The sequence below is a fragment of the Brucella tritici genome (assembly GCF_008932285.1).
GTDB classification, from domain to species: Bacteria; Pseudomonadota; Alphaproteobacteria; order Rhizobiales; family Rhizobiaceae; genus Brucella; species Brucella tritici.
The window spans coordinates 326,685-351,978 of the sequence record NZ_WBVY01000003.1 but is presented as its reverse complement, the minus strand read 5'-3'; the positions used below and the strand labels follow the sequence as shown (position 1 = coordinate 351,978).

The following is a 25,294-nucleotide window of genomic DNA, read 5'->3' as shown; positions in this document are numbered from 1 at the left end:
CGGGCTTTTTCTTTATTGAATGGGGACACGCACATTGGCGAGTAAACGATCTTGCAGCACCACGTCATAGAGAACGGTGCCAACGCAAATCGAAGCGCAATGCTCGCAGAAGAAAGGCCGGGATGTCACCATCCCGGCCTTTCGCACATTTCGCGAAAGCCTTTTGATTGTCCGATCGAGCTATGCGACGCTGAGCATATGGATCAGGCCAAGGCTGATGGTGCCCAGAGCCACGAGCGAAAGTATCGCAGTCAGCGTGACGCGACCGCCTGCCGACGCCACAGAGCGGATATCGACGCCAAGGCCAAGAGCTGCCATCGAAATGATGGTAAGAATGGTCGAGGCATATTGAATGCCGGGCAGGATCGATTCCGGTATCAGGTGCAGCGAATGCAGCGCCATCATGCCAAGGAAGCCGAGGATGAACCATGGCACGAGTTGGAAGAAGCCAGGCTTGGCGTTTGCGTCCTTGTTTCCGGCAAGAAGCGCCAGCGCGAGAATGACCGGTCCGAGCATCAGCACGCGCACGAGCTTTACCAGCGTGCCAAGCTGGACACTGATCGTCGCGACGGGAGCAGTGGCTGCCAGAACCTGTGGCACCGCATAGACGGTCAGGCCCGCCAGCACGCCATACTGCGTGTGCGAAAGCCCCAGAAGCGGCACCAGCAACGGCAGAAGCAGCACGACGACCACGCCAAGAATAGCAGTGAAGGCAATGGAAGCCGCCACGTCCTCGCTTCCCGCACCGATAACCGGCGCGGTGGCAGCGATGGCGGAATTGCCGCAAATGGAATTGCCGCAGGCCACCAGCACGGCCATGCGATGCGGAAGCTTCAGCAGGCGTCCGATCCCATAGCTGAGCGTGATAGCAATCACCACCACACCCGCAATGCCGAAGATGAGCCCCGAACCTGCAGCCACCACCGCACTGGCGCTGATCGATGCACCGAGCAACACCACTGCAATTTCCAGAAGAAGCTTGGCGGAAAAGCCGATGCCCTTGTTGAACTGCTTGCCGGGACGCAAAAACGTCCGCACGACCGTGCCAAGGAGAATGGCAATCACCAGCGCTTCGAGCCAGGCGCGCCCTGCATAATGTTCTTCGACTCTTTCAAGTCCAATCGCCGCAATTGCGACGGCAACGCTCAAGCCAAGTCCTGGGAGGATGTTCTGGATTTTGGAGTAGGTCATTTTCGGCATTTCAAATCTGATTGTTAGCTTTTTCGCATTGTCCCGCGCAAAACCGCTTCGCACTTTTGCTGGAAATGCTCGTATGAGAATTATTTTCTGATGAGATGCCCGATTTTGCCTGTTCAATCCATTTCATTATATGTCATATTTCATTCGGAAAAATCGAACGATAGATGCTATGACACTGGAACAGCTACGAATTTTCATTGAAGTCGCCGAACGTGAGCACCTTACGCGAGCCTCGGAAGCCCTGCATCTGACGCCTTCGGCGGTCAGTTCGGCTATCCGCACGATGGAAGATCGCTATGGAGCGACGCTCTTCAACCGCATCGGGCGGCGGATCGAGCTGACCGGTGACGGGCGCATGTTTCTGGACGAGGCGCGCGCCACGCTCGCTCGCGCCCGTTCTGCCGAGCGGATGCTGTCGGAGCTTGGTGGCGGAAAGCGCGGCATTCTCGCCATTCATGCCAGCCAGACCATCGCCAGCTATTGGCTGCCGTCTTTTCTGGCACGGTTTCACGCCGCTTATCCGCTGATCGATATGCGGCTGACGCTTGGAAACACCGAAAGCGTTACCGAGGCGACAGAGGAAGGTGTTGCCGATATCGGTCTGGTGGAAGGCGCTGTACAAGCGCCGTCCCTATTGATCAGCAAGGTTGCAAGCGACCAGCTTATTCTGGTGGCGCGACCCGATCATGACTGGGGCACGGGAGGCAAGCTCACCTGGGACCGGCTTTTCGAGGGAAAATGGATCTTGCGCGAGCAGGGATCGGGAACGCGCAGTGTTTTCGAGGATGCCATGCGCGCTTCCGGCTATAATCCGGCGCGGCTGCATGTGGCGCTTGAACTCCCCTCGAACGAGGCTATCTGTTCGGCGGTGCGCTCTGGTGACTATGTGACGGCCATATCGGAACTTGTCGCCGCCCCGCATCTGGCCGCCGGAACGCTCATGAAGGCGGACTTTGCACTCCCGCAACGCCAGTTTCTCATGCTGCAGCACAATGACCGCTACAGGACAAAAGCGCTACAGGCTTTCGCTGGCTTGCTGAGCGGCGCGGATCAGCGAATCTGACGCAACAATTCCGGCTGCGGAAAACAGGTTGACGCCATGCCATTCTTCGCCTGCCACAGGCCGATGGAGCGACGAGTCTTGAAACCGGGCAGGCCATCCGGCTTGCCTACGTCATAACCCAGCGCCTGCATGCGTTTCTGCATTGCACCGATATCGGAACGATACATGGAGCCGACATCGCCCCATGCGCGACTGAAATCGCCTGCACCATAGGCGATACGGTCGCCGACATGGCCTATGAAGAGCGCATAGAGATCGCTCATATTATAGTCCTTGAGCACATAGAAATTTGGGCTCACGACGAAGGCCGGACCATAGCGGCCGGCAGGCATGAGCAGGAAGCCCTCGCCCTTCATTTCATTGGCCGGAAATGGCTTGCCATTCGCCCGCGTAATGCCGAGCTTCGCCCATTCGGCAATCGTCTTGCCCTGATCCGGCCCTTCCAGCGAACAGGAGACGTTCTGCGGAACGTTTACTTCAAAGCCCCAGTCGCGCCCCTTCTGCCAGCCATGAAGTTTCAGATAATTGGCGATGGAGGCAAGCGTATCCGGCACAGAATTCCAGATGTCGCGCTTGCCGTCACCGTCGAAATCGACGGCGTGCTTCAGATAGGAAGTCGGCATGAATTGCGGCTGGCCGAGCGCGCCCGCCCATGAGCTTTTCATAGCAGTTTCGTCGATATAGCCCTTGGAAGCGATTTCGAGCGCAGCAATCAGTTCCTTGCGGAACATGTCCTTGCGGGTGGCCATAAAAGCCTTGGTGCCAAGAACGTCAAAGGCATTGTAGGGAATCTTCACCGTACCGAAGCCGGATTCGCGGCCCCATACAGCAAGCAGGATCGGCCCCGGAACACCGTATTTCTGTTCGATGCGTTTCAGGAGATTGGCATATTGGCCATAGCGCGCCTTGCCGCCGCTTGTGACTGACGCAATAGTCTTTGCATTGAAATATTTGCCGGGTGCACCGAATTCCGCCTGTTTCTGTTCTTTCGGTGTCGAGGGCTTTTCGCCGGGAATGACAAGGTCCGGCAGCTTCCAGTTGATCGAGACGCCAGCAAAAGCCTGATCGAACACGGCGCGGGATACGCCTGCCGCCTTCGCTTCCGGCCAAAGGTCTCTTTCCAGCCAGTTGCGATACTGGCTTTCAATCTGGGCCCTGGACGGCGCGGCGATGGCGGGAGAAACAGCAACAATGACGGCAAGACCCAGAGCAGTTTTCAAAGCATGCTTCCAACGGCTTGCAGCCATGTGTTTCTCCATCAAATCTAAAGCGTGGTTCGTGCCCGCAAGGCGGCAGCCAGCGTGCCTTCATCCAGATAATCGAGTTCGCCGCCGACCGGAACGCCGTGCGCAAGCCGCGTGACGCGCACGTCGAAGCTCGATAGCTGGTCGGTGATGTAATGCGCGGTGGTCTGGCCTTCGACGGTGGCATTGACCGCGAGAATCACTTCCTTGATTTCCCCGGTGGCAACCCGTTCCACCAGACCCTTGATGTTGAGATCGTCCGGGCCGATGCCATCGAGCGGCGACAGGCGACCGCCGAGGACATGATAGCGCACATTCATCGTGCCTGCCCGTTCCAGTGCCCAGAGATCGGAAACATCCTCCACCACGATGAGGGTAGCGGGATCGCGCCGCCCATCGGTGCAGATCGTGCACGGATCGGACGTATCGACATTGCCGCAGCACGAACAGATTCGCACCTTTTCGGCAGCTTCCTGCATGGCGCCGCCAAGCGGCACCAGAAGCGCCTCCTTCTTCTTGATGAGGTGCAGAGCCGCACGACGGGCCGAACGCGGTCCAAGCCCCGGCACGCGGGCCAGGAGCTGGATGAGACGTTCGATTTCAGGACCGGCTATTCGTTTGGACATCTTTTAAGGCAATAAGGCAGTAGGGCGGTAAGGCAATAGGGAAAGTAGAGGCAGCAGCGTTTCGGGCAGATAAAACATACTGCCCTAATGCCTTACTGCCCTATTCACTTAGAACGGCAGTTTGAACCCCGGAGGGATCGGCAGACCGGCGGTGAGCGACTGCGTCTTCTCGGCCATGGCCGCTTCGAGCTTGGCCTTGGCGTCGTTATGCGCCGCGATAATCAGGTCTTCGAGGATTTCAACCTCTTCTTCCTTCATCAGCGACGGGTCGATCTTCAGCGCCGACAGGGTGCCCTTGCCGGAAAGTGTGATCGTCACCAGCCCGCCGCCCGATGAGGCCGAGGCTTCCATCGTGGCGATCTCGTCCTGCATGGCCTTCATCTTGGCCTGCAATTCCTTCGCCTGCTTCATCATGCCCATCATGTCACGCATGGGTTCACTCCATCATTCCGTAAATCAGTCGTCTTCAGACGGTGCGCCGGGGATTTCCGCCACGGCATCGAGGTCAATGTCCTCGTCGTCATTCTGTTCCGGCACGGCAATGCGCACGTCGGTGATTTTTGCGCCAGGAAAGGCCGCGAGAATAGCGGCGACATCGGGATCAGCACGGGCGTCGGTCACCAGATTGTCGCGACGTTCCGTTTCCGCCTCCGAAATGGTCTGCCCCGCCACATCACGCGCGACGGTCACCACCCAGCGAATGCCGGTCCAGTTCAGGAGGCGTTGCGAAATGTCGCTCGGCAAAGATTTTGGCGCGTCGTCGGTCAGGCCGATTTCGAGCCGCCCCGGCGCAATGGATGCAAGGCGCACACAGCTCTTGACCAGAATCTTGAACTGCATGTCGCGGTGCTTGTCGGCGAGTGCGACGACATCGTGCAGGCTGTTGACCGGCACCGAAGGCTGCGGCGCGGCAGACGGCTGCGGCGGCGTTTCCACGATACGCATGGCCGTTGCCGGTCCACCGGAGACGGGGGCCATCGAAGACGATCCAACCGTATCGGTGGCAAAACGCGCTTCAGGCTGACTGCCGCCGCCATTCGGTCGCGGATTGCCCGGCTGCGGACGCGGCACCGAAACGGAGCCATTGTCGAGACCACGGATCGCTTCATCCAGCGTCGGCAGATCGGCTGCATGGGCAAGCCGGATCAAAAGCATTTCTGCGGCCTGAACCGGCCTCGTTGCCGTATCAACTTCCGCAATGCCCTTGAGCAACATTTGCCAGGTGCGTGACAGCACACGGACGGAAAGTTTCTGCGCGAATTCCCGACCGCGCACGCGCTCGTCTTCCGACAGGGACACGTCTTCTGCCACATCCGGCGTGAAACGCAGGCGTGTCACCAGATGGTTGAAATCGGCAAGGTCGGTCAGCACAACCGACGGGTCGGCGCCGACATCATATTGCGCGCGAAATTCCGTCAGTGCGCCGGCCACATCGCCGCGCATCAGCATCTCGAAGAGGTCGATGATACGGGCACGGTCGGCAAGGCCCAGCATGGAGCGCACCGCTTCCGCCGTAACGGTGCCTGCGCCATGCGCGATGGCCTGATCGAAGATCGACAGCGAATCGCGTGCCGAGCCTTCGCCTGCGCGTGCGATCATGGCGAGCGACGTATCATCCACCACGATCTGTTCCGCTTCCGCGATGCGGCGCAGATGCTGCGCCAGCGTGCCCGATTCGATGCGGCGCAGATCGAAGCGCTGGCAGCGCGACAGAACCGTGATCGGAACCTTTCGGATTTCGGTGGTGGCAAAGATGAATTTGACGTGCGGCGGCGGCTCTTCCAGCGTCTTCAACAGGCCGTTGAAAGCCTGATTGGAGAGCATGTGCACTTCGTCGATGATATAGACTTTATAACGCGCCGAAACCGGGCGGTAGCGCACCTGCTCGATGATCTCGCGGATGTCATCGATGCCCGTATGCGAGGCGGCGTCCATCTCGATCACATCGACATGACGGCCTTCCATGATCGCCTGACAGTTTTCGCCCTGCACGGAAAGATCGATAGTCGGCTGGTCGATCGTATCTGTCTTGTAATTGAGCGCACGCGCCAGAATGCGCGCCGTGGTCGTCTTGCCGACCCCGCGAACGCCGGTGAGCATCCAGGCCTGCGCAATGCGGCCCGTCTCGAACGCGTTCTTGAGCGTGCGAACCATCGGCTCCTGGCCGATAAGATCGTTGAAATTCTGGGGGCGATATTTGCGGGCGAGAACGCGATAGGCGCCATCGGCGGATTTTGTGTCCATAGCGACCCTTCCGTTCTTCCTGTTCCGCTTTTTTCTCAGTCGCCAGTTTGGACCGGACGCATGAGCGGCGTCAACCAAAGAGGCAACCCATCAACAGTCGTCGGCGTCGTGAGAAAGGGTGGGAGGCTGGCACGATGACCCGTGCCGTGGCTCGTTAGGGCTGCTTCCTTCCGGACCTGACCCGGTTGGCGAGTGGCTCGTCCACCACCAACCTCCCGGCTTGCATATCGTCAATTGTGAAGCAAAAAGCAAGCGCTGGACGAAAAAAACTGGTAAATGTCGGCCTATGGAACAATTCGAACTCGATAAACGGCTTCATGCCGATACTTTTTCTGTCGCCAAGCTCGGCCTGTGCGAGCTTCGGTTGATGAATGACCGGCGTTGGCCATGGCTGATCCTGGTACCGCGCCGTCCTGGCCTAGCTGAAATCCATGACATGACGCCGCTCGACCAGACCATGCTGACCTTTGAGACCGGCATCGTTGCGCAGGCGCTCAAGACCGTATCGGGCTGTGAGAAGATCAATACGGGTGCGCTCGGCAATATTGTTCGGCAGCTACATCTGCATGTTATCGCCCGCAACGAAGGCGACGCGGGCTGGCCCGGCCCCGTCTGGGGTTTCGGAACCCGCGAAACCTATGACGAAAAAGACGCACAGCAGTTGATTGCCGATATTCGCGCGGCGCTTTAATTTGCTTTCACGCGCATCTTTTCCGAAAACCGTTTCACACTTTTCGGGATGCGCTTTAGCCCCCCCCAACAATTTCGAGATAGATATGCCTTTCCGTCTCTATGACCTGCCGGAAATCGAACCGAGCCGATCTGTCGGATTTTCCGGTAACAGGATAGACCGCCAATCCGAAAAGCGACGGGATGATTCTGCCTTCACGGCGCTGGAACTACCCGAAACGCGAATCATGCTGCTTGGCAGCAACAAGCTGCTTCTCGACTATGCCGATGAAAAAGCCCCGCGGGTCTTGTTCGGACTTGGCGAGGCGAAGGACTTTGCGCCCGATCTTCACGAACCGATTTTTCTCGGTCTTCAGGATGGCGTGCCGCTTGTCGCTTTGACAACACCGCTCGACCCCGAGACGATGGCAGCACCTTTCCGCCTACAGGATTATCGCAGCATCTATACGGAAGGGCTGGTATCCGCCAACATACTCGGCGCGCTGGCGCAGGCCGCAGCGCTGACCGCATGGCATGCCAATTACCGTTTCTGCGGACGCTGCGGTGCAAAAACCGACATGCGCGCCGGCGGTGCCAAGCGGCAATGCCCCAACTGCGGTGCAGAACATTTCCCGCGAACCGATCCGGTGGCGATCATGCTGCCGGTACGCGGCGAAAAATGCATTCTGGCACGCGGGCCCCATTTCGCGCCCGGCTCCTATTCCTGCCTTGCAGGATTTATCGAGCACGGCGAAACAATCGAGGCCGCCGTGCGCCGTGAAAGTGTGGAGGAAATGGGGCTCTCCATCGGTCGCGTTGCCTATCATGCGAGCCAGCCCTGGCCGTTTCCTTACTCGCTGATGATCGGATGTCATGCCGAGGTTTTGAGCGACGAGTTCACTATCGACCGCTCGGAGCTGGAAGACGGTCGCTGGTTCTCGAAGGCCGAGGTGCGGACAATGCTGGAAGGCACACATGAAAATGGGTTGCGGGCGCCGCCATCCGGCGCCATTGCAACCCATTTGATAAAGGCCTGGGCGGAAAACTGATTCCGCCCGATATTCTCTAAATTACTCCGCAGCGAGCAACTGCGTGCCGCGAATATCGCTGCCCTGATAGACGCCGAGAATGCGCACTTCCTTGGTGAAGAAGCGCAGTTCTTCCAGCGCGAGCTGGAGATTGTGGTCCTCCGGATGTCCTTCGACATCGGCATAGAACTGCGTGGCGATGAAACGCCCGCCGATCTGATAGCTTTCGAGCTTCGTCATGTTGATGCCATTGGTGGCAAAACCGCCCAGCGCCTTGTAGAGCGCAGCCGGGACGTTGCGCACGCGAAAGACAAAAGTCGTCACGATGCGCTCGCCATTTTCGGGACGCGGCGCCCACTGCTTGCTCTTGGACAGAACCACGAAGCGGGTCACATTGTCTTCCGCATCCTCGACATTTTCTTCCAGAATATCGAGACCGTAGAGCTCGGCAGCAAGGCTTGGCGCCAATGCCGCCATGGAGCGATCCTTCATATCGGCGACGAGACGGGCGGCTCCCGCCGTATCGCCCGCGATGACGCCCTTCCAGCCGTTCTGGCGAATGACATTGCGGCACTGGCCGAGCGCATGGACATGGCTGTGCACCGTCTTGATTTCCTCGCGCTTGACGCCCGGAAGCACCATCAGCTGGAAATGGATCGGCAGGAAATATTCGCCAATGATGTGCATGTCGGCGAGCGGCAGCAGATAGTGAATATCGGCGACGCGACCGGCCAGCGTGTTCTCGATGGGGATCATGGCGAGATCGGCAGCGCCGGTTTCAACCGCGTTGAAGGCATCCTCAAAAGTCGGGCACGGCAAAGGCTCCATATCGGGAAACATGTTGCGGCACGCCGTATCGGAATTTGCGCCCGCTTCACCCTGAAAGGAAATCCTGTTGGTTTTCATCATACCATGCCTTCTTAAATGCCACTCATCGATGGCCGTTAGATACCCTGTGCTACAAGAAGACGGGCCCGGTCAAGATCGGCTTGCGTGTCGACGCCGAGAGGCACCGTCTTCACAAGCTCCACATCGATGCGCATTCCGGCTTCGAGAGCCCGCAATTGTTCGAGCTTTTCACGCTTCTCCAAAGGAGATGGCCCAAGCTTCACAAAGCGTTCCAGCGCGGAGCGGCGATAGGCGTAAAGGCCGATATGGTGATAGAGCGGGCCTTCGCCATAAGGCGCGGTTGCGCGGGTGAAATAAAGCGCACGCAGGCGGCTGTTACCGGCAAGGGGGGAACCGACGATCTTCACCACACTTGGATTGGTCTTTTCCGATTCTTCCTCGATTTCGACGCCAAGCGTCGCAATGTCGGCAGGTCCGTCTTCGAGCGGGAGGAGTGCGCGGCGGATGATATCGGGATCAATGGTCGGCAGATCGCCCTGAACATTCACCACGGCATCGAACTCGCCCGCCGGGTCGACCTTCATCAGCGCTTCATAGATGCGGTCGGAGCCGGATTCATGATCCTCGCGCGTCATGATGGCTTCATGGCCATGCGCGGTGACGATTGCAAAAATCTCGTCGCTGTCGGTTGCAACCACGGTCCGGCCCAGCTTTGCAGCCGCTGCACGATCGGCCACATGGACGATCATCGGCTTGCCGCAAATATCGGCGAGCGGCTTGTTGGGCAGCCGCGTGGATGCCATGCGCGCAGGGATAAGAGTGAGTGTCTTTAATGTCTGAAGCATCATCGCCTCTTTAGATCGATAGGTCGCGGACGTCTTGTAACGCGCTTTGCCAGTGCTGGAAATGCATCAAAAGTGTCAAAAAGTCACGGGTCCAGTCACCCTTATAGGTGTTGCATCGCCCTGGTAAAAGACCTAGTTTCCGCCCGATGCCGGGGAGAGAATTGCGACCTTTATTAAAGGCTTGCATGCCGGCTAGGAGAGCGTTCTCGGGGAGAGCGTTTTGGTAGAGGGAGCGCTGACCGGCGATGAATTCAACCCGGACTAACAAGTTTATCATGGCTTTTCTGGCAACGGTTTTCGTTGTCATGACGACGGGCATCCTGTCCGATTCGCTGTTTCACTCGCCTGCGCCTGAAAAGCCGGGCTTTATCATCGAAGCGGCGGAAGCCTCGACCGGTGAAGGGGGCGCTGCACCGGCCAAGGAAGAAGTTTCCATTGCGACGTTGCTGCAGTCTGCCGATCCGGCACGCGGTGAAACCGTCTTCAAGCGTTGCGCTGCATGCCATACCGGTGAAAAGGGTGGCGCCAACAAGGTCGGTCCGCATCTGTGGGATGTCGTGAACCGTCCGGCTGCCTCCGTTGAAGGTTTCGGCTATTCGGCTGCCATGAAGGAATTCGGCGCTGGCGGCAACAAGTGGGATTTTGAACATCTCAACAAGTTCCTGACCTCGCCGAAGGGCTTCATCAAGGGCACGGCCATGGGCTTTGCCGGCGACAAGAAGGACAATGAGCGCGCCGATCTGATCGCTTATCTGCGCACGCTGTCCGACAATCCGGCTCCGCTGCCAACCGCTGATGCGGCACCTGCTGCTGGCGGCGATGCGAAGCCAGCCGAAGGCGAAAAGCCTGCGGAAGGCGCACCGTCAAGCGCACCAGCTGGCGCACCGGCTGGCGGCGAACAGAAGCCAGCAGAACCGGCACCGGCGAATTAAGCCGACAAGAGAGAATGATGATTAAAGCCCGGTTCGCCGGGCTTTTTTCTTGCCTGCATCAAATTTCTTGCCCGCATGCCTTTCTTCCTCCGCAAAAACCCATAAGACTTCATCCTAATATATCCGAAACAGGAACGGAGAGGCTGGATGAGAGCTTTTTGGGCGGGTGCGTTCGCAGTGGCCATGCTTGCGAGCACGGTTTCAATGGGGCGCGCAAATGACGCGGAACCCCAATGGCGATATTCCTCCAGCCTGCTCGGCGAGCCCAAATATCCAGCCGATTTCAAACATTATGACTATGTGAACCCCGATGCGCCGAAAGGCGGCACGCTGAACATGGTCGCCGTCGGTACCTTCGACAGCCTCAATCCGTTCGTGGTGCAGGGTGTTGCTGCCGCTGGCCTGTCCGACTTCGGCGGCGGGATGCTCTACGACACGCTGATGACGGATTCGGTCGATCAGGGATCGACTCAATACCCGCTCATCGCCGAAGCCCTGCAATATCCCGACGATTTCTCCTGGGTGAAATTCAAGCTCAATCCCAAAGCGAAATGGCATGACGGGCAGCCGATCACCGTCGATGACGTGATCTGGTCGTTCGATGTGCTGAAGAAGCAGTCGCCGATGTACAACAAATATTATGGCGACGTGGAGAAGGCGGAAAAGACCGGCGAACATGAGGTGAAGTTCACCTTCAGCCAGAAGGGCAACCGCGAACTGCCGCAGATTCTGGGGCAGCTTGCCGTTCTGCCCAAGCATTGGTGGGAAGGCAAGGATGCGCAGGGCAAGCAGCGCGATATTACCCGTCCGACGCTTGAAATCCCGCTCGGCTCTGCAGCCTACAAGATCGACAGCATGACGCCAGGACGCTCCATCACCTGGGCGCGCGTCGACGACTATTGGGGCAAGGATTTGAGCGTCAATGTCGGGCGCAACAACTTCGACCGCCTGCGCTACGAATATTATTTCAACGAGGATGCGACCTGGGAAGCCTTCAAGAAAGGCGGACAGTACGATTACCGGAATGAGAATCGCGCCCAGCGCTGGGCTGAACAATATAATTTCCCAGCCGTGCAGCGCGGCGATGTCGTAAAGGCTTCGTTCCCCTATCACGCCGTCGGACGTATGCAGGGCTATTTCCTGAACACGCGCCGCGACAAGTTCAAAGACCCGAAAGTGCGTCAGGCGCTGACCTACGCCTTCGACTTCGAATCGATGAACCGGCTCCTGTTCTTCAACCAGTACAACCGCATTAACAGCTATTTCGCAGGCAATGAACTGGAACTGAGCGGCCCGCCGACGCCCAAGGAACAGGCCATTCTGGAAACGGTGAAGGACGCGCTCCCAGCCGATGCACTGACCAAGGAATTCAAGCTGCCGGTCTATGACACGCCGCAGGCCACCCGCGAAAACCTGCGTACCGCACTGAAACTCTTTTCGGAAGCAGGCTGGACTTTGCAGGGCAACAAGCTCGTCGATGCCAAGGGCAATCCGTTCACCATCGAATTTCTCGGCAAGGACCCGACGGACGAGCGCATTTACAATCCATTTGCCGCAAGCCTGCGCAAGATCGGCATCAATGCGACTGTGCGTATCGTTGACGCGGCGCAATATCAGGCCCGTGTCAACGATTTCGACTATGATGTCATCACCTCAATCATCGCGCAAACCGCCTCACCCGGCAATGAGCAGCGCGACATGTGGGGCTCGAAGGCAGCCGATTTCAAAGGCAGCCGCAACTATGCCGGCATCAAGAACCCGGCGATCGACAAGCTGATCGACCGCGTCATCTATGCCAAGGATCGCGATGAACTGGTCGCTTCCGCCCATGCGCTCGACCGGGCTTTACTGTGGAACTATTACGTCATTCCGCAATGGTATTCGGACAAGATCAACGTGGCCTACTGGAACAAGTTCGGAATGCCTGAAAAACAGCCTGATTATATGGGGATTGACCCGTTCTCCTGGTGGATAGACCCTGCGAAGGAAGCCAAGCTCAAGACCGGCAGTGAATGAGGGCCGAGCGAGAATGACAATCCTTCGCATGAACCGCCGCCATTTTCTGGGGCTTTCGGGAAGTGCCGCCGTCGCGACCTTCCTGCCGCCAAGTGCCTTCGCCGACATACCGACGGGCAAGGCGCTGCATGGGCTTTCGGCTTTCGGTGACCTGAAATACGGTCCCGATTTTCCGCATTTCGACTATGCCAGCCCCGAAGCACCGAAGGGCGGCACGTTCAATTTCGCGCCGTCGAGCTGGGTCTGGAACCAGAACACCGACACGTTCAACACGCTCAATACCTTCACCTTCAAGGGTGATGCGCCGCCGCGCATGGAACTGACCTTCGATACGCTGATGGCTTCGGCGCTGGATGAGCCGGATTCTGTCTATGGCCTCATCGCAGAAAGTGCGACGCTTTCGAAAGACCGCCGCAGTTGCACTTTCAGGCTTCGCAAGGAAGCGCGTTTTCACGACGGCTCGCCGATCGAGGCGAAAGACGTGTTGTTCACCTATACGACCATCAAGCAGAAGGGTCATCCAACGTTGCGCCAGTCTCTGGCTGGAGTGGAAAAGGTGGAGGCAACCGGCAGCCGAGAAGTGCGTATGCGCTTCGTCGAAGGGCGCGGACCGAACGCCATCCTCGATGCCGTGACGGTGCCGATCCTGTCGGAAAGCTGGTTCAAGGATCGCGATTTCGAAGCCACGACCATGGAGCCTGTGCTGGGCTCCGGCGCCTACAAGGTCGGCAACTTCGCTGCCGGTCAGTTCATCGAATATGACCGCGTCGAGGATTATTGGGCGAAAGACCTCCCGGTGCAGAAGGGGTTCAACCATTTCGACCGCATTCGCATCGAGTTTTTCCGTGACCGCCAGCCGCAATTCGAAGCCTTCAAGAAAGGCAGTATCGATTACCGCGAGGAGAGCGTCTCCAAGAACTGGGCAACGGCCTATGATTTCCCGGCCATCCAGCAGGGAAAGGTCATCAAGCGCACCTTTTCGCGAGAAAAGCGCCCGCTGATGCAGGCATGGGCGCTGAACCAGCGCCGCGAGCGGTTCCGCGATCCGCGCGTGCGTGAAGCAATCGCGCTCTGCTTCGACTTCGAATGGACCAATGAGCATCTCTTCTACAAAGTTTATGCCCGCTCGCAATCCTGCTTCAACGGGTCGGATTTTCAGGCAAGTGGCCTGCCGACACCTGATGAGCTGAAAGTTCTTGAACGCTATCGCGGCAAGCTTCCGGACGCTGTCTTCGGCGAGGCTATACTCATGCCCGTATCGGACGGGACAGGCCGCGACCGTGCGCAGTTCGCGCAGGCCATCAAGCTGTTGGAGGCGGTCGGCTTCGAGCGCAAGAACGGCCAGTTCCACGACAAGGACGGATCAAAGTTCGCGCTGGAGATACTCTCCAATTCCGAAGCCTTCACGCGGGTCTACAATCCTTATATTCAGAAGCTGCGCGCCATCGGTATCGACGCCAGCCTGCGGCTTGTCGATGCAAGCCAGTATCAGTCGCGGATGCAGGATTTCCAGTTCGACATGGTGGGTATGGCGCTACAGTTCAGCCCGACACCGACACAGGAATCACTTGCCGGCATGTTCGGCTCCGAATCGGCCAAGGTGCCGGGCAGCTATAATCTTCCCGGCACGGAAGATCCGTTGATTGATGCGCTGATTGCGGATATCGGCAAGGTTTCGACGCGCGAAGAACTCGTCGCCACGATGCGGGTGCTTGATCGGTACTTGCGTATCCGGCGCGACTGGATTCCAAATTGGACGACAGCGAATCATCTCGCGGCCTATTGGGACCGGTTCGGTTTCAAGGAGCCGAAGCCAGATTACGGCTTTCCCGTCGAGACGCTGTGGTGGATCAAATCGTTATCGTGAATGAAAGAGGCAAAAGCTGTTGCTAAGTCCCAAGTGTCTGAATCAAAAAACGGCAGGCTGCGGCGAAAATGGTAATTTCGGGAACCGGAGCGCAGCGTACTTAAAGGTACGCGAGCACCAGAAGCGCAGGAATTGCCATTTGCAGTCCAGCATGATGGCTTTTGGATCAGACACGAAAAGAAAGCCGGGCTGATGGGCGCTTATATTCTCCGCCGTCTGCTTCTGATGATCCCGACGATACTCGGCATCATGGCTATTTCCTTCGCTGTGGTTCAGTTCGCCCCCGGTGGTCCGGTCGAGCGCGTGATCGCGCAGCTTTCCGGCCAGGGTGGCGACGCTCTCGACCGCCTTTCGGGCGGTGGCGGCGATTTCGGCCAAAGCGCTGTCGACAGCGGCTCGGTCAATTCCAAATATCGCGGCGCGCAGGGGCTGGACCCGCAATTCATCGCCGATCTGGAAAAGCAGTTCGGTTTCGACAAGCCGCCACTGGAACGATTCGGCCAGATGTTGTGGAACTATATGCGCTTCGATTTCGGACGCAGCTATTTCCGCGATATCAGCGTGATCGACCTCATCAAGGAAAAGATGCCGGTTTCGATCTCGCTCGGCCTGTGGCTGACTTTTCTGTCCTACATGATTTCGATTCCACTCGGCATTCGCAAGGCAATCAAGGACGGTTCACGCTTCGACACCTGGACCAGCGCCGTCATCATCGTCGGCTACGCCATTCCAAGCTTCCTGTTTGCAATTCTGCTGATCGTACTGTTTGCGGGCGGCTCGTTCTTCGACTGGTTCCCGCTGCGCGGCCTCACCTCGCCCGATTTCGCGCAAATGTCGTTCTGGGGCAAGATCGGCGACTATCTGTGGCATATGGTGCTGCCGGTGACTGCACTCGTGCTTTCCGCCTTCGCCACCACGACCTTGCTGACCAAGAATTCGTTTCTGGAAGAAATCCGCAAGCAATATGTAACCACGGCGCGCGCCAAGGGACTGACCGAGAATCAGGTTCTCTATCGTCACGTCTTCCGCAATGCGATGCTGATCGTGATCGCCGGTTTTCCGGGCGCTTTCATCTCCGCATTCTTCACCGGCTCGCTTCTGATCGAAACCATCTTCTCGCTCGACGGACTTGGACTGCTGGGCTACCAGTCGGTTATCAACCGTGATTATCCCGTGGTCTTCGCCAATCTCTTCATCTTCTCGCTGATCGGCCTTCTGGTCGGCCTTTTGTCCGATCTCACCTATACGTGGATCGATCCGCGCATCGATTTTGACCGGAGGGACGTGTGATGACCGACACCACCCTCACCCCAACTGCAAAGCCGGTAAAACGTCCGTTTCTGTCGCCACTCAACAAGCGCCGCTGGCAGAACTTCAAGGCCAACAAGCGCGGTTACTGGTCGCTGTGGATTTTCCTGTTCCTGCTCATCGCAGCGCTTTGTTCCGAGTTCATCGCAAATGACCGGCCCATCCTCGTTTCCTACAAGGGCGAGCTTTTGATGCCGGTTTTCGTCGATTATCCGGAAGAGAAATTCGGCGGCTTTTATGCCGTTACCGATTATCGCGACCCGGTGATACAGGACGAGATCAACAATAATGGCTGGGCCATCTGGCCGCCGATCCGCTATTCCTACAACACCGTAAACAACGAGATACCGGAAGCAGCGCCGTCGAAGCCGTTCTGGCTCTATTCGGCGGAAGAACGCTGCCAGCGCTACCCGCAGGGCGTGAGCGATCCCAATTGCCGCTTTGGCAATTTCAATCTGCTCGGCACCGACGATCAGGCACGCGATGTCTTCGCACGCGCACTTTACGGCTTTCGCATTTCGGTGCTGTTCGGCCTGATTCTTACCTTCTTCTCAGCCATTATCGGCGTGACGGCTGGTGCAGTTCAGGGTTATTTCGGCGGCTGGGTCGATCTTCTGTTCCAGCGCTTCATCGAAATCTGGTCCTCGATCCCGGTTCTCTATCTGTTGCTGATTATCGCGGCGATATTGCCGCCCGGCTTCTGGGTGCTTCTGGGCATCATGCTTCTGTTCTCATGGGTGGCTTTCGTCGGCGTCGTGCGCGCGGAATTTCTGCGGGCCCGAAACTTCGAATATGTGAACGCGGCGCGAGCGCTCGGCGTGAAGAACGGCACCATCATGTGGCGGCATCTCCTGCCCAATGCCATGGTCGCGACCTTGACCTTCCTGCCTTTCATCCTGAATGGTTCTATCACCACGCTGACCTCGCTCGACTTCCTCGGTTTCGGCCTGCCGCCCGGCTCGGCTTCGCTGGGCGAACTTCTCGCACAGGGCAAGAACAACCTGCAGGCACCCTGGCTCGGCATTACCGGCTTCGTGGTCATCTCGCTGATGCTGTCGCTTCTGATCTTCATCGGTGAGGCAACACGCGACGCCTTCGATCCGCGAAAGGCATTTCAATGAGTGGGTCAATGAGCGGGTCTATGATCGAATCAGGGAACAAAATCCTGCTGTCCGTCCGCGATCTGTCGGTCGCATTCCGCCAGAATGGCGAGGAACGCATTTCCGTAGACCGTGTATCCTTCGACATTGCCGAAGGCGAAACGGTAGCCCTTGTCGGCGAATCGGGATCAGGCAAATCCGTCTCTGCCTTGTCCGTCCTGAAGCTGCTGCCCTATCCATCCGCCAGCCATCCTTCCGGAGAAATTCTTTTCAACGGCAAGGATTTGATGAAGGCCTCGGAGCCGGAACTGCGCCGTGTGCGCGGCAATGACATCACGATGATCTTTCAGGAGCCGATGACCTCGCTCAATCCGCTGCACAGTGTGGAGCGACAGATCGGTGAAATCCTGAAAATGCATCAGGGCATGGGTGAGCAGGCTGCACGGGCGCGAACGCTGGAACTTCTGAACGAAGTTGGCATTCGCGAACCGGAAAAGCGCCTGTCGGCCTTCCCGCACCAGCTTTCCGGCGGACAGCGCCAGCGCGTCATGATCGCCATGGCGCTTGCCAACAAGCCGAAGCTGCTGATTGCAGACGAGCCAACCACGGCGCTCGATGTCACCGTGCAGGCGCAGATCTTGAAGCTGCTTGCCGAGTTGAAAGCCGCGCAGGGTATGTCGATGCTCTTCATCACCCACGACCTCGGCATTGTGCGCAAGATCGCCGACAAGGTCTGCGTGATGAGCAAGGGCAAGATCGTCGAGGCCGGGCCGACCAGGGAGATTTTCGAAAACCCGCAGCATCCCTATACCAGGCACCTGCTTGCGGCTGAACCGAAGGGCGAGCCGCCTGCCGCCGATCCGGCAGCAAAAACGGTGATGGAAGGCAAGGATATCCGCGTCTGGTTCCCGATCAAGAAGGGGTTCATGCGCAAGACCGTCGATCACGTGAAAGCAGTGGATGGCATCGACGTGAACCTGCGTGCCGGACAGACGCTCGGCGTCGTCGGCGAATCAGGTTCGGGCAAGACGACGCTTGGCCTCGCATTGTCGCGCATGATTTCATCCAGGGGCGAGATCAGGTTCGACGGGCGCGATATTGCCAAGTTCAGCTTCAAGGATATGCGCCCGCTGCGCCGCGAGATGCAGATCGTGTTTCAGGATCCGTTCGGCTCGCTTTCCCCGCGCATGACCATCGCGGACATCATTGCTGAAGGGCTTCTGGTGCATGAGCCGAAACTGTCGGCAGACGAACGCGATGCGCGTGTCGTTGCCGCGCTCAACGAAGTCAATCTCGATCCGGAAACCCGCTTCCGCTATCCGCACGAATTTTCCGGCGGCCAGCGCCAGCGCGTCGCCATTGCACGTGCCATGGTGCTGAACCCGAAATTCGTCATGCTGGACGAACCGACCTCCGCGCTCGATATGAGCGTGCAGGCACAGGTGGTCGATCTGTTACGCGCATTGCAGAAGAAGCATGATCTCGCCTATCTTTTCATAAGCCACGACCTGAAAGTGGTGCGGGCGCTGGCAAATGACGTGCTGGTGATGCGTAACGGCAAGGCCGTCGAATATGGCGCGGCGAAGGATGTCTTCGCCCACCCGCAGACCGACTATACCAAGGCGTTGATGGCGGCAGCCTTCCGCATGGAAGCAACAGAGGGAGGAACGAAGCAATGACAAACAATGATAAGGGCAATATCCTTCTGGCGATCACCGACTGGGACCCGGAAATCTGGCTGAAGACGTTTCGGGATCATGCGCCGGACCGCCCGGTGGTGACGGATCGCACGGAAAACGATCCTTCCATCAAATATGCGCTCGTCTGGAAGCAGAAGCCCGGCTCGCTTGAGAACCTGCCCAATCTGAAGGTTATCTTCTCGCTGGGCGCAGGCGTCGATCACGTCTTCCGCGATGACCGGATACCAGATGTGCCGCTGGTGCGCATCATCTCCGACGATCTTACCATGCGCATGACGGAATATGTCGTCTGGCAGGTGCTGGACCATCACCGTCTCGGACAGCGCTATCGCAAGCAGCAGCAGAATCATGTCTGGCATGAGGATCGCCGCCAGCCTGCGGCTCATGAAGTCACTGTCGGCATCATGGGCCTCGGTGTGCTCGGTCGCGATGCTGCTGAAAAGCTGAAGTTGCTCGGCTTCAATGTCACCGGCTGGAGCCGTCGTCCGCAAGAGATCGATGGCGTGCAGACCTATCACGGCAAGGACGGCTTTGGGAAATTCCTCAAGACTGCCGACATCTTCGTCTGTCTGCTGCCGCTGACGCCCGACACAAAGGGCATCCTCTCCATGTCGATGTTCGCGCAACTGAAGAGCGACGGGCCGCTCGGCGCGCCGGTTCTGATCAATGCCGGACGCGGCGGTCTGCAGAACGAGGCCGATATTCTGGCCGCGCTCGATCGCGGGCTTCTTTCGGCAGCTTCGCTCGACGTGTTCACGCAGGAACCGTTGCCAACCAGCAGCCCTCTCTGGGATCACCCGCGCGTGACGATCACTCCGCACGCGGCAGCAAGCTCATCTGCAACCGCCCTTGTGCCGCAGATCATCCGGCAGATCGAAGCCTTTGAGCGGGACGGGACGCTGGAACATATTGTAGATCGTTCAACCCAATACTAGAGCGCGTTTCGATCTGATTGGATCAGATCGGCGCTCTAATCATTTGTTTTTACGCGCATCCCAATTGCTCCGTCCTCGCCGACCGTCACCCGATGGCCGGCGAGCTGCTTTTGCGCCTCGCGGTCAAGTTCAATGGCGATAGGCACGTCATGCCCCATTTCACGGGCCACAATGAGACCAAGGAGCAGGATCGCATCCGGTTCGTGCAGGACAATGGCCGCAGGCGCATGACCGCTATGGACCAGTTCCAGAAGAACGGCTGCAGCCGATGATGACCCGATGGTCCCAGGCAGGCATAGAACGCGCCCGGCAATGCTCTGCCCATGTTCGGGATGGCGCACGTCAGCAATCCGCCCGCTCTTCGGATCGACGCCACCCCAGAAGCTGATCGGCGCAGAAAGAACCAGCGCCTCGGCATCCGCCCCTTTGCCTGCAACGAGTATGGAACTTTTCCCGATGCTCATGCCGCCTGTCTCCCGAAAACCGGCCTGCCTGCGACAGCGCTTTCCACGCATTCTTCCAGCGAGCCATAGAGCACGCCATAACCGGTATTACCGGGTGCATAATGCGCAAACTTGCCGGAGTTTGTCATCAGAACGGCATCATCCTTAGCTGGCAAAATTGGTGTAACGACCACGCATGTGTCAGCTACAATCACGACGCCTGCTTTTTCCAGCACCTGCCTGCGTCCGTCTTTCTCCAGCTCAACCAGTGCGTGGCGGCCCGTACAGGCATAAAGTGGCACCGCGAGCTTGCGTTCCGCTATCGCGCGCTCCAGACGGTCGAATTCGGTTATCGAAAGATGCGGACTGCCAATGGCAACCGCATCGATATGATCGACCTGCTCAACTGTCGAAAGCCGCTTGCGCGTCGCCTCGATCATTTCTCGCGTGACGCGGATGACGCCTTCCGGCTTCTGGTGCTGCAAAACCGTTTCAAGATCGGGTGCTTCGGGCGTCACACCTGCAATATGGAACAGACCGACTGCGCCGACCGATGCCGATGCCGCGCCGAAAGCCTTGAGATCGTCTTCATCGGGATGGATCGGACTGCCCGCAACGACACCGATATTCGTGCCAACGCTGCGACCGAACAGATTGCCGAGAATAGGCCACGCGACTTCCGAAGACAGAAACGCCGGGTCGAGCGCCGAAATATCGATCACCACCGTGGCGCGTCGGTTTTCGCTGCGATGCAGACCATAATCCGGCGCACGGCCAGCAATCGCACAGGCAATATCGAGAAAGTCGCCATAGCGATTGGTACGCGCGCCGAGAACCGAATTACAGAAAACGACCGCATTGGATTCGCCCCAGGCGACATCAGTGCCCTTTGCCGGCCTGTGTCCGGCCTGATAAGGCGCGCAGGTCCAGGTCGGTTCGCAGCCGAGTTTGATATAGGCCCGCATCATGCGTCTGGCCATATCAGCCTCTTGAGCCGGCAAAAGATTACGCGAACAGCCCGTCAGATCGATAGAGCCGACATTGAGCGTCGAGCGGACTTTGACCTTTGCGCCGCCCTCAACCAGTCTTTCCGCAAAAAGCGTTCCGCTGTCGCCGTGATAAAGCGCGCCGTCAATATGAGCGGATGCAACAGGGATCAGACGCGACGCACCCATCAGCCTCGCGGTATCAGCCACGATGCGCATTGCCATCGCGGCGCCCTCCCCCAGATCGCCTGCGGCTATCGACCGTTCTTCATGCGTTAATGTCAGTGCCACGCGTGATCTCCTTGCGCATGGTTATGGATGTGGGGCGGCTATAGCCCGGATGCGCGGTCTCCGCGATCTTGCGATATCCGAGCTTTTCAAACACCGCCCGATTGCGCGTAAGCTCGATACGCACCTGCAACTCAATTGATGGCTTGCCTTTTGCAACAGCAACATCTTCCGCCTTTTGCATCAGCAATCGCCCAATGCCTCTTCCCTCCAAGGCGGGTGCGACGGCAAGCTTGCCGAGATAAAAGTCGTCGGCCTTTTCCCGTATGAAGACACAGCCGACAAGTCTGTCATCAAGAAAGGCTGCAAAACCGATTTCTTCCTGTGCCTTCTGCCGCAGATTGTCCGCCGTCAGCAAACCTGCTGATGAGGGCGGATCGATCACGCCGTCCATACAGGCGAAGCTGTCGCGGATCATGCCGAGCAGTTCTTCCCACTCCCCGAAATTCTCGCCAATAGCCTCGACACGCAGAGCCGTCATTTCGGTTTGCGTGCCTTGTAACGAATGGTTTCGAAGCGGACATTCAAAGCATTGTAGAGCAGCAGACGACCAACCAGTGGCTCGCCGATACCGGTGATGAGCTTAATAACTTCCATCGCCTGCAGGCTGCCGATCACGCCCGGCAGGACGCCCAGCACACCGGCTTCGGCGCAGGTCGGCACTGTTCCAGGTGGCGGCGCTTCTGGAAAGAGATCGCGATAAGATGGGTTCTGCGTGCCATCCGGCCCGGTCGTATAGGGCATCAGCACGGTGACCGTGCCATCGAAGCGGCCCATGGCACCCGTCACGAGCGGCCTTCCCACCCTGGCAGCAGCATCGGCCAGAATATAGCGCGTAGTGAAATTGTCCGAGCCATCCACCAGAACGTCATAATTGCCGATCAACGCTTCTACATTACCGGCATCGAGGCGCAGCTGGTGTCCTTCGACCATCACATGCGGATTGATGCGGGCAATGGTGGCAAGCGCGCTTTCCACCTTTGGCTGGCCCACACTTTCCGTATCGTGAATGACCTGCCGTTGCAGGTTCGATAGCGAAACAGTGTCGTCATCGACTATGCCGAGCGTGCCGACACCGGCAGCTGCCAGATATTGCAGCACAGGCGCTCCAAGCCCGCCTGCGCCGACGATCAGCACACGCGCGGCCTTCAGCTTCTGCTGGCCCGGACCACCGATTTCCGGCAGCACGATATGGCGCGCATAGCGTTCAAGTTCTTCGGACGAAAATGGTCTGGATGGTGCATTCATACCCCCAAACATATGCCTCTCCCAAGGCGCTGTCAGCGGATATTTTGCCTCACGGCACGATGCCAAATTGGAACCGATTCTCGGATCAGGCGTCAGACAGTCTGGTGAGATGACCGGCAGAGACGTTGAAGAATTGCGCTTCCCCTTCGAGCGCCTCAAAAAGCGCGCGATCCGTGCCCGTCATGAAGGCCTGTCCGCCAAGCTCATCAAGGATGCCGAACAGCGCGGCGCGGCGCCCCGTATCGAGATGTGCGGCGATTTCATCGAGCAGGAGAATAGGAGCCATACCGGAAAGCTCTGCCGTCAGTCGGGCATGGGCAAGCACGAGACCGATCAAAAGCGCCTTTTGCTCGCCCGTGGAACAGAGCGCGGCTGGCATGGATTTGGGTCTGTGCTGGACGATCAGATCGGTGCGATGCGGGCCGTCGAGCGTCCGGCCTGCCGCCCGGTCCCGCGCGCGGCCGTCGCGCAGGGTACGGCGGAAATCTTCTTCCAGATCGAGCGCTGCCTCGACATTGATTCTCTGCTCCAGCGCCCCCTCCAGAAAACAATCAGCCTTGGGAAACGGTCCCTCGGCAGGCAGCCGTTCGATCATCGCCGCGATCAGGCGCATGGCTTCGGCGCGCGCAGCGGCAATGGCAGTGCCCAGTTCCGCCATCTGGCTTTCAATCGCATCCAGCCATTGATCGTCATTGTTGCCATCGTTCAGCAAGCGGTTGCGACTGCGCATCGCCTTTTCATAATCGAGCACGCGCTTGCCGTGGGCAGTATCGATGGCAAGCACCATACGGTCGAGAAAACGCCGGCGATCAGAAGCGCCTCCGGTGAAAAGCCCATCCATAGACGGCACCACCCAGAGGATACGCGCATAGTCGAGCATGTCGTCGCCGGAAGCGGCAATCCCGTTGATACGTACCTTGCGGCCACCCTCGCCACCACCAGCGGTTCCAGTGCCGACTTCAGCCTCACCATAAATCATACAGTCGAGCGCCGCATGAATGGCAAAGCCGTCGAGCGAGTTGGTGCGGGCAACATCGTCATAGGCAGCACGGCGCAGGCCGCGCCCCGGTGACAGAAAGGAAATCGCTTCGATCAGATTGGTCTTGCCGGAACCATTTTCGCCAGTCAGCACGACATGGCCGGGGCCAAGCGGCAGTGACAGTTCCGCATAATTGCGGAAATTCACAAGCTTGAGCCGCCGGATCGAAACACGTTCCGGGCGGCTTTGATTAGGCTCAGGCGTATTCACTTTTCTGTTCTTTAAACACGCATCGGCATCAGGACGTACAACACATCTTCATCGCCGGTGTCACGCACCAGCGTCGGCGAACCGGCGTCGGCGAGCATGAAGACCGCATCCGAACCCGAAAGCTGGCTCGTAATATCGAGCAGATATTTCGAGTTGAACCCGATATCGAGCGGATCGGCATCGTAATCCGCCGCAAGCTCATCGGTTGCGCTGCCGGAATCAGGATTGTTGACGGTGAGCGTCAGCTGGCCATCGGCAATCGAAAGTTTTACCGCGCGGCCACGTTCGCTCGAAATGGTCGAGACGCGATCCACGGAGGCCGCAAATTCCTGGCGTCCGATGGTGAGCTTCTTGTCATTGCCGGACGGAATCACGCGTTGGTAATCCGGGAAGGTGCCGTCAATCAGCTTCGAGGTGAGGACGACCGATCCAACGGTGAATCGAATCTTGGCGTCCGACAGTTCAACCGTAACGACCACATCAGGCACATCGACCAGCTTCTGCAGTTCGGCAACCGTCTTGCGCGGGATGATGATGCCCGGCATGCCTTCCGTGCCGGACGGCGCTTCCAGCTCGGCGCGCGCCAGACGGTGACCGTCGGTCGCGACAGCGCGCAGCTTCAGGGCGCCATCGCTTTCAATGGCGTGGAAGAAAATACCGTTGAGGTAATAACGGGTTTCTTCCGTCGAAATCGCAAATTGCGTGCGGTCGATGAGACGTTTCAGCGCCTGCGCCTCGATCCGGAAGGAATGGGTGAAGGCACCAGCGGTCAGTTCCGGGAAATCGGACTGCGGCAGGCACTGCAGACGGAAAGACGACTTGCCGGAAATGACCGACATGGAACCGCCATCCGGATTGGTGGACAGCATGACTTCAGCGCCATCCGGCAGCTTGCGGACAATATCATAGAGAAGATGTGCGGGAACCGTCGTGGCACCTGCCTGTTCCACCATGGCGGCTGTCGCTTCGTTGACCTCGAGATCAAGGTCGGTCGCCTTGAGCGCGAGGCTTGCGCCCTCAGCCTGCAAAAGCACGTTCGACAGAATCGGTATCGTGTTGCGGCGCTCCACGACGCGATGGACGTGGTTGAGAGATTTGAGAAGGTTCGATCGCTCTAGGGTAACACGCATGTTCAAACGCACTCGCTCGCTGGGACAGGGCAACTGCATCTGACGGGCAGGCAGGCGGCCCCTGTCGATAAGGCGCCGGGGCGCCAGAAGGTCCGTTAAAGTGGCAGATTTTTAAGGAGAAAAGCAAGCCCGCGCCATGTCGGAAAGCGACAGGGCCCGGGCTTTTTGTTGATAACCGCCGTTGATAACGGAGAAGCTTGGATCGCCGCATCGTGCTTTGCGAAAATCGATTGCGATTTTCAGGCTGATGCTAGTGGTCTGATTCCGACATTTGCATCCCTTGGATATAAGCGCTGAGCAAATGTCGGAATCAAACAGACCGCT

At 58.3% G+C, this 25,294-nt stretch carries 23 protein-coding genes and 1 other RNA gene; 10 read left to right on the top strand and 14 right to left on the bottom strand.

The genetic code is table 11. The features are described 5' to 3' along the window. Positions 1-180 precede the first annotated feature (180 nt). Positions 181-1,200, bottom strand: a complete 1,020-nt coding sequence (locus tag F9K94_RS11560; RefSeq protein WP_192799297.1) for a YeiH family protein — start codon at positions 1,198-1,200, stop codon at positions 181-183. Between the two features lie 169 nt (positions 1,201-1,369). Here F9K94_RS11560 and F9K94_RS11555 point away from each other — a divergent pair, with 169 nt between their 5' ends. Continuing rightward, positions 1,370-2,263: a LysR family transcriptional regulator gene (locus F9K94_RS11555; RefSeq protein WP_061345215.1), complete on the top strand. Its 894-nt coding sequence runs from the start codon at positions 1,370-1,372 to the stop codon at positions 2,261-2,263. Here the strand turns inward: F9K94_RS11555 and F9K94_RS11550 are convergent. The 5 genes from F9K94_RS11550 to ffs form a co-directional block, all read right to left on the bottom strand. Next, positions 2,251-3,510: a lytic murein transglycosylase gene (locus tag F9K94_RS11550; protein ID WP_151645742.1), complete on the bottom strand. Its 1,260-nt coding sequence runs from the start codon at positions 3,508-3,510 to the stop codon at positions 2,251-2,253. The two genes, F9K94_RS11555 and F9K94_RS11550, sit on opposite strands and share 13 nt — an antisense overlap. Positions 3,511-3,527: 17 nt before the next feature. Continuing rightward, positions 3,528-4,133 carry a recombination mediator RecR gene (gene recR / locus F9K94_RS11545; RefSeq protein WP_151645740.1) on the bottom strand — a complete coding sequence of 202 codons (606 nt, stop codon included), beginning with the start codon at positions 4,131-4,133 and terminating at the stop codon, positions 3,528-3,530. A 108-nt stretch (positions 4,134-4,241) separates the two neighbouring features. Further along, positions 4,242-4,565 carry a YbaB/EbfC family nucleoid-associated protein gene (locus F9K94_RS11540; protein ID WP_010657829.1) on the bottom strand — a complete coding sequence of 108 codons (324 nt, stop codon included), beginning with the start codon at positions 4,563-4,565 and terminating at the stop codon, positions 4,242-4,244. Between the two features lie 24 nt (positions 4,566-4,589). Next, the gene (locus F9K94_RS11535) at positions 4,590-6,377 is read right to left on the bottom strand and encodes a DNA polymerase III subunit gamma/tau (protein ID WP_151645738.1); all 1,788 of its coding nucleotides are present in this window, start codon (positions 6,375-6,377) and stop codon (positions 4,590-4,592) included. Positions 6,378-6,495: 118 nt separating this feature from the next. Beyond that, positions 6,496-6,593, bottom strand: an RNA gene (gene ffs, locus F9K94_RS11530) — signal recognition particle sRNA small type. A 70-nt stretch (positions 6,594-6,663) separates the two neighbouring features. Between ffs and F9K94_RS11525 the strand changes: the two genes are divergently transcribed. Then, positions 6,664-7,068: an HIT domain-containing protein gene (locus F9K94_RS11525; protein ID WP_151645736.1), complete on the top strand. Its 405-nt coding sequence runs from the start codon at positions 6,664-6,666 to the stop codon at positions 7,066-7,068. 85 nt (positions 7,069-7,153) lie between these two features. Next, entirely contained in the window at positions 7,154-8,095 is a 942-nt protein-coding gene (gene nudC, locus F9K94_RS11520) for an NAD(+) diphosphatase (protein WP_151645734.1), read from the top strand. A 21-nt stretch (positions 8,096-8,116) separates the two neighbouring features. On the opposite strand, the gene F9K94_RS11515 is transcribed toward nudC, so the two are convergent. Continuing rightward, on the bottom strand, positions 8,117-8,980 hold the full coding sequence (locus F9K94_RS11515) for a prephenate dehydratase (RefSeq protein ID WP_109987125.1): 864 nt from the start codon (positions 8,978-8,980) through the stop codon (positions 8,117-8,119). 38 nt (positions 8,981-9,018) lie between these two features. Then, positions 9,019-9,768, bottom strand: coding sequence for a 3-deoxy-manno-octulosonate cytidylyltransferase (locus F9K94_RS11510; protein WP_061345214.1), 750 nt, complete (start codon positions 9,766-9,768; stop codon positions 9,019-9,021). A 245-nt stretch (positions 9,769-10,013) separates the two neighbouring features. Between F9K94_RS11510 and F9K94_RS11505 the strand changes: the two genes are divergently transcribed. From F9K94_RS11505 to F9K94_RS11475, 7 genes are all read left to right on the top strand, one after another. Beyond that, complete coding sequence (locus tag F9K94_RS11505; protein WP_151645732.1) at positions 10,014-10,700, top strand: c-type cytochrome; 687 nt, start codon at positions 10,014-10,016, stop codon at positions 10,698-10,700. 147 nt (positions 10,701-10,847) lie between these two features. Continuing rightward, on the top strand, positions 10,848-12,716 hold the full coding sequence (locus F9K94_RS11500; RefSeq protein WP_151645730.1) for an extracellular solute-binding protein: 1,869 nt from the start codon (positions 10,848-10,850) through the stop codon (positions 12,714-12,716). Positions 12,717-12,729: 13 nt separating this feature from the next. After that, positions 12,730-14,583, top strand: coding sequence for an extracellular solute-binding protein (locus F9K94_RS11495; RefSeq protein ID WP_151645728.1), 1,854 nt, complete (start codon positions 12,730-12,732; stop codon positions 14,581-14,583). A gap of 192 nt (positions 14,584-14,775) precedes the next feature. Further along, positions 14,776-15,873: a microcin C ABC transporter permease YejB gene (locus F9K94_RS11490; protein ID WP_061345213.1), complete on the top strand. Its 1,098-nt coding sequence runs from the start codon at positions 14,776-14,778 to the stop codon at positions 15,871-15,873. Then, the gene (locus tag F9K94_RS11485; protein ID WP_010657818.1) at positions 15,873-17,012 is read left to right on the top strand and encodes an ABC transporter permease; all 1,140 of its coding nucleotides are present in this window, start codon (positions 15,873-15,875) and stop codon (positions 17,010-17,012) included. The genes F9K94_RS11490 and F9K94_RS11485 overlap by 1 nt, the downstream gene beginning before the upstream one ends. After that, positions 17,009-18,670 (top strand): ABC transporter ATP-binding protein, encoded by a 1,662-nt coding sequence (locus F9K94_RS11480; protein ID WP_151645726.1) that lies wholly within the window; start codon positions 17,009-17,011, stop codon positions 18,668-18,670. The genes F9K94_RS11485 and F9K94_RS11480 overlap by 4 nt, the downstream gene beginning before the upstream one ends. Beyond that, entirely contained in the window at positions 18,667-19,626 is a 960-nt protein-coding gene (locus F9K94_RS11475) for a 2-hydroxyacid dehydrogenase (RefSeq protein WP_151645724.1), read from the top strand. The genes F9K94_RS11480 and F9K94_RS11475 overlap by 4 nt, the downstream gene beginning before the upstream one ends. Positions 19,627-19,661: 35 nt before the next feature. On the opposite strand, the gene F9K94_RS11470 is transcribed toward F9K94_RS11475, so the two are convergent. The 6 genes from F9K94_RS11470 to dnaN all read right to left on the bottom strand — a co-directional run bounded on the left by F9K94_RS11470 (position 19,662) and on the right by dnaN (position 24,970). Further along, positions 19,662-20,090: an aconitase X swivel domain-containing protein gene (locus tag F9K94_RS11470; protein WP_151645722.1), complete on the bottom strand. Its 429-nt coding sequence runs from the start codon at positions 20,088-20,090 to the stop codon at positions 19,662-19,664. Next, on the bottom strand, positions 20,087-21,346 hold the full coding sequence (locus tag F9K94_RS11465; protein ID WP_192799497.1) for an aconitase X: 1,260 nt from the start codon (positions 21,344-21,346) through the stop codon (positions 20,087-20,089). Before F9K94_RS11465 ends, F9K94_RS11470 begins: the two co-directional genes overlap by 4 nt. Then, the gene (locus F9K94_RS11460; RefSeq protein ID WP_151645720.1) at positions 21,324-21,824 is read right to left on the bottom strand and encodes a GNAT family N-acetyltransferase; all 501 of its coding nucleotides are present in this window, start codon (positions 21,822-21,824) and stop codon (positions 21,324-21,326) included. Before F9K94_RS11460 ends, F9K94_RS11465 begins: the two co-directional genes overlap by 23 nt. Beyond that, entirely contained in the window at positions 21,821-22,603 is a 783-nt protein-coding gene (locus F9K94_RS11455; protein ID WP_192799496.1) for a molybdopterin-synthase adenylyltransferase MoeB, read from the bottom strand. Before F9K94_RS11455 ends, F9K94_RS11460 begins: the two co-directional genes overlap by 4 nt. A gap of 73 nt (positions 22,604-22,676) precedes the next feature. Beyond that, on the bottom strand, positions 22,677-23,840 hold the full coding sequence (recF, locus tag F9K94_RS11450; RefSeq protein WP_151645718.1) for a DNA replication/repair protein RecF: 1,164 nt from the start codon (positions 23,838-23,840) through the stop codon (positions 22,677-22,679). Positions 23,841-23,851: 11 nt separating this feature from the next. After that, complete coding sequence (gene dnaN, locus F9K94_RS11445; protein WP_061344706.1) at positions 23,852-24,970, bottom strand: DNA polymerase III subunit beta; 1,119 nt, start codon at positions 24,968-24,970, stop codon at positions 23,852-23,854. Positions 24,971-25,294: the final 324 nt, after the last annotated feature.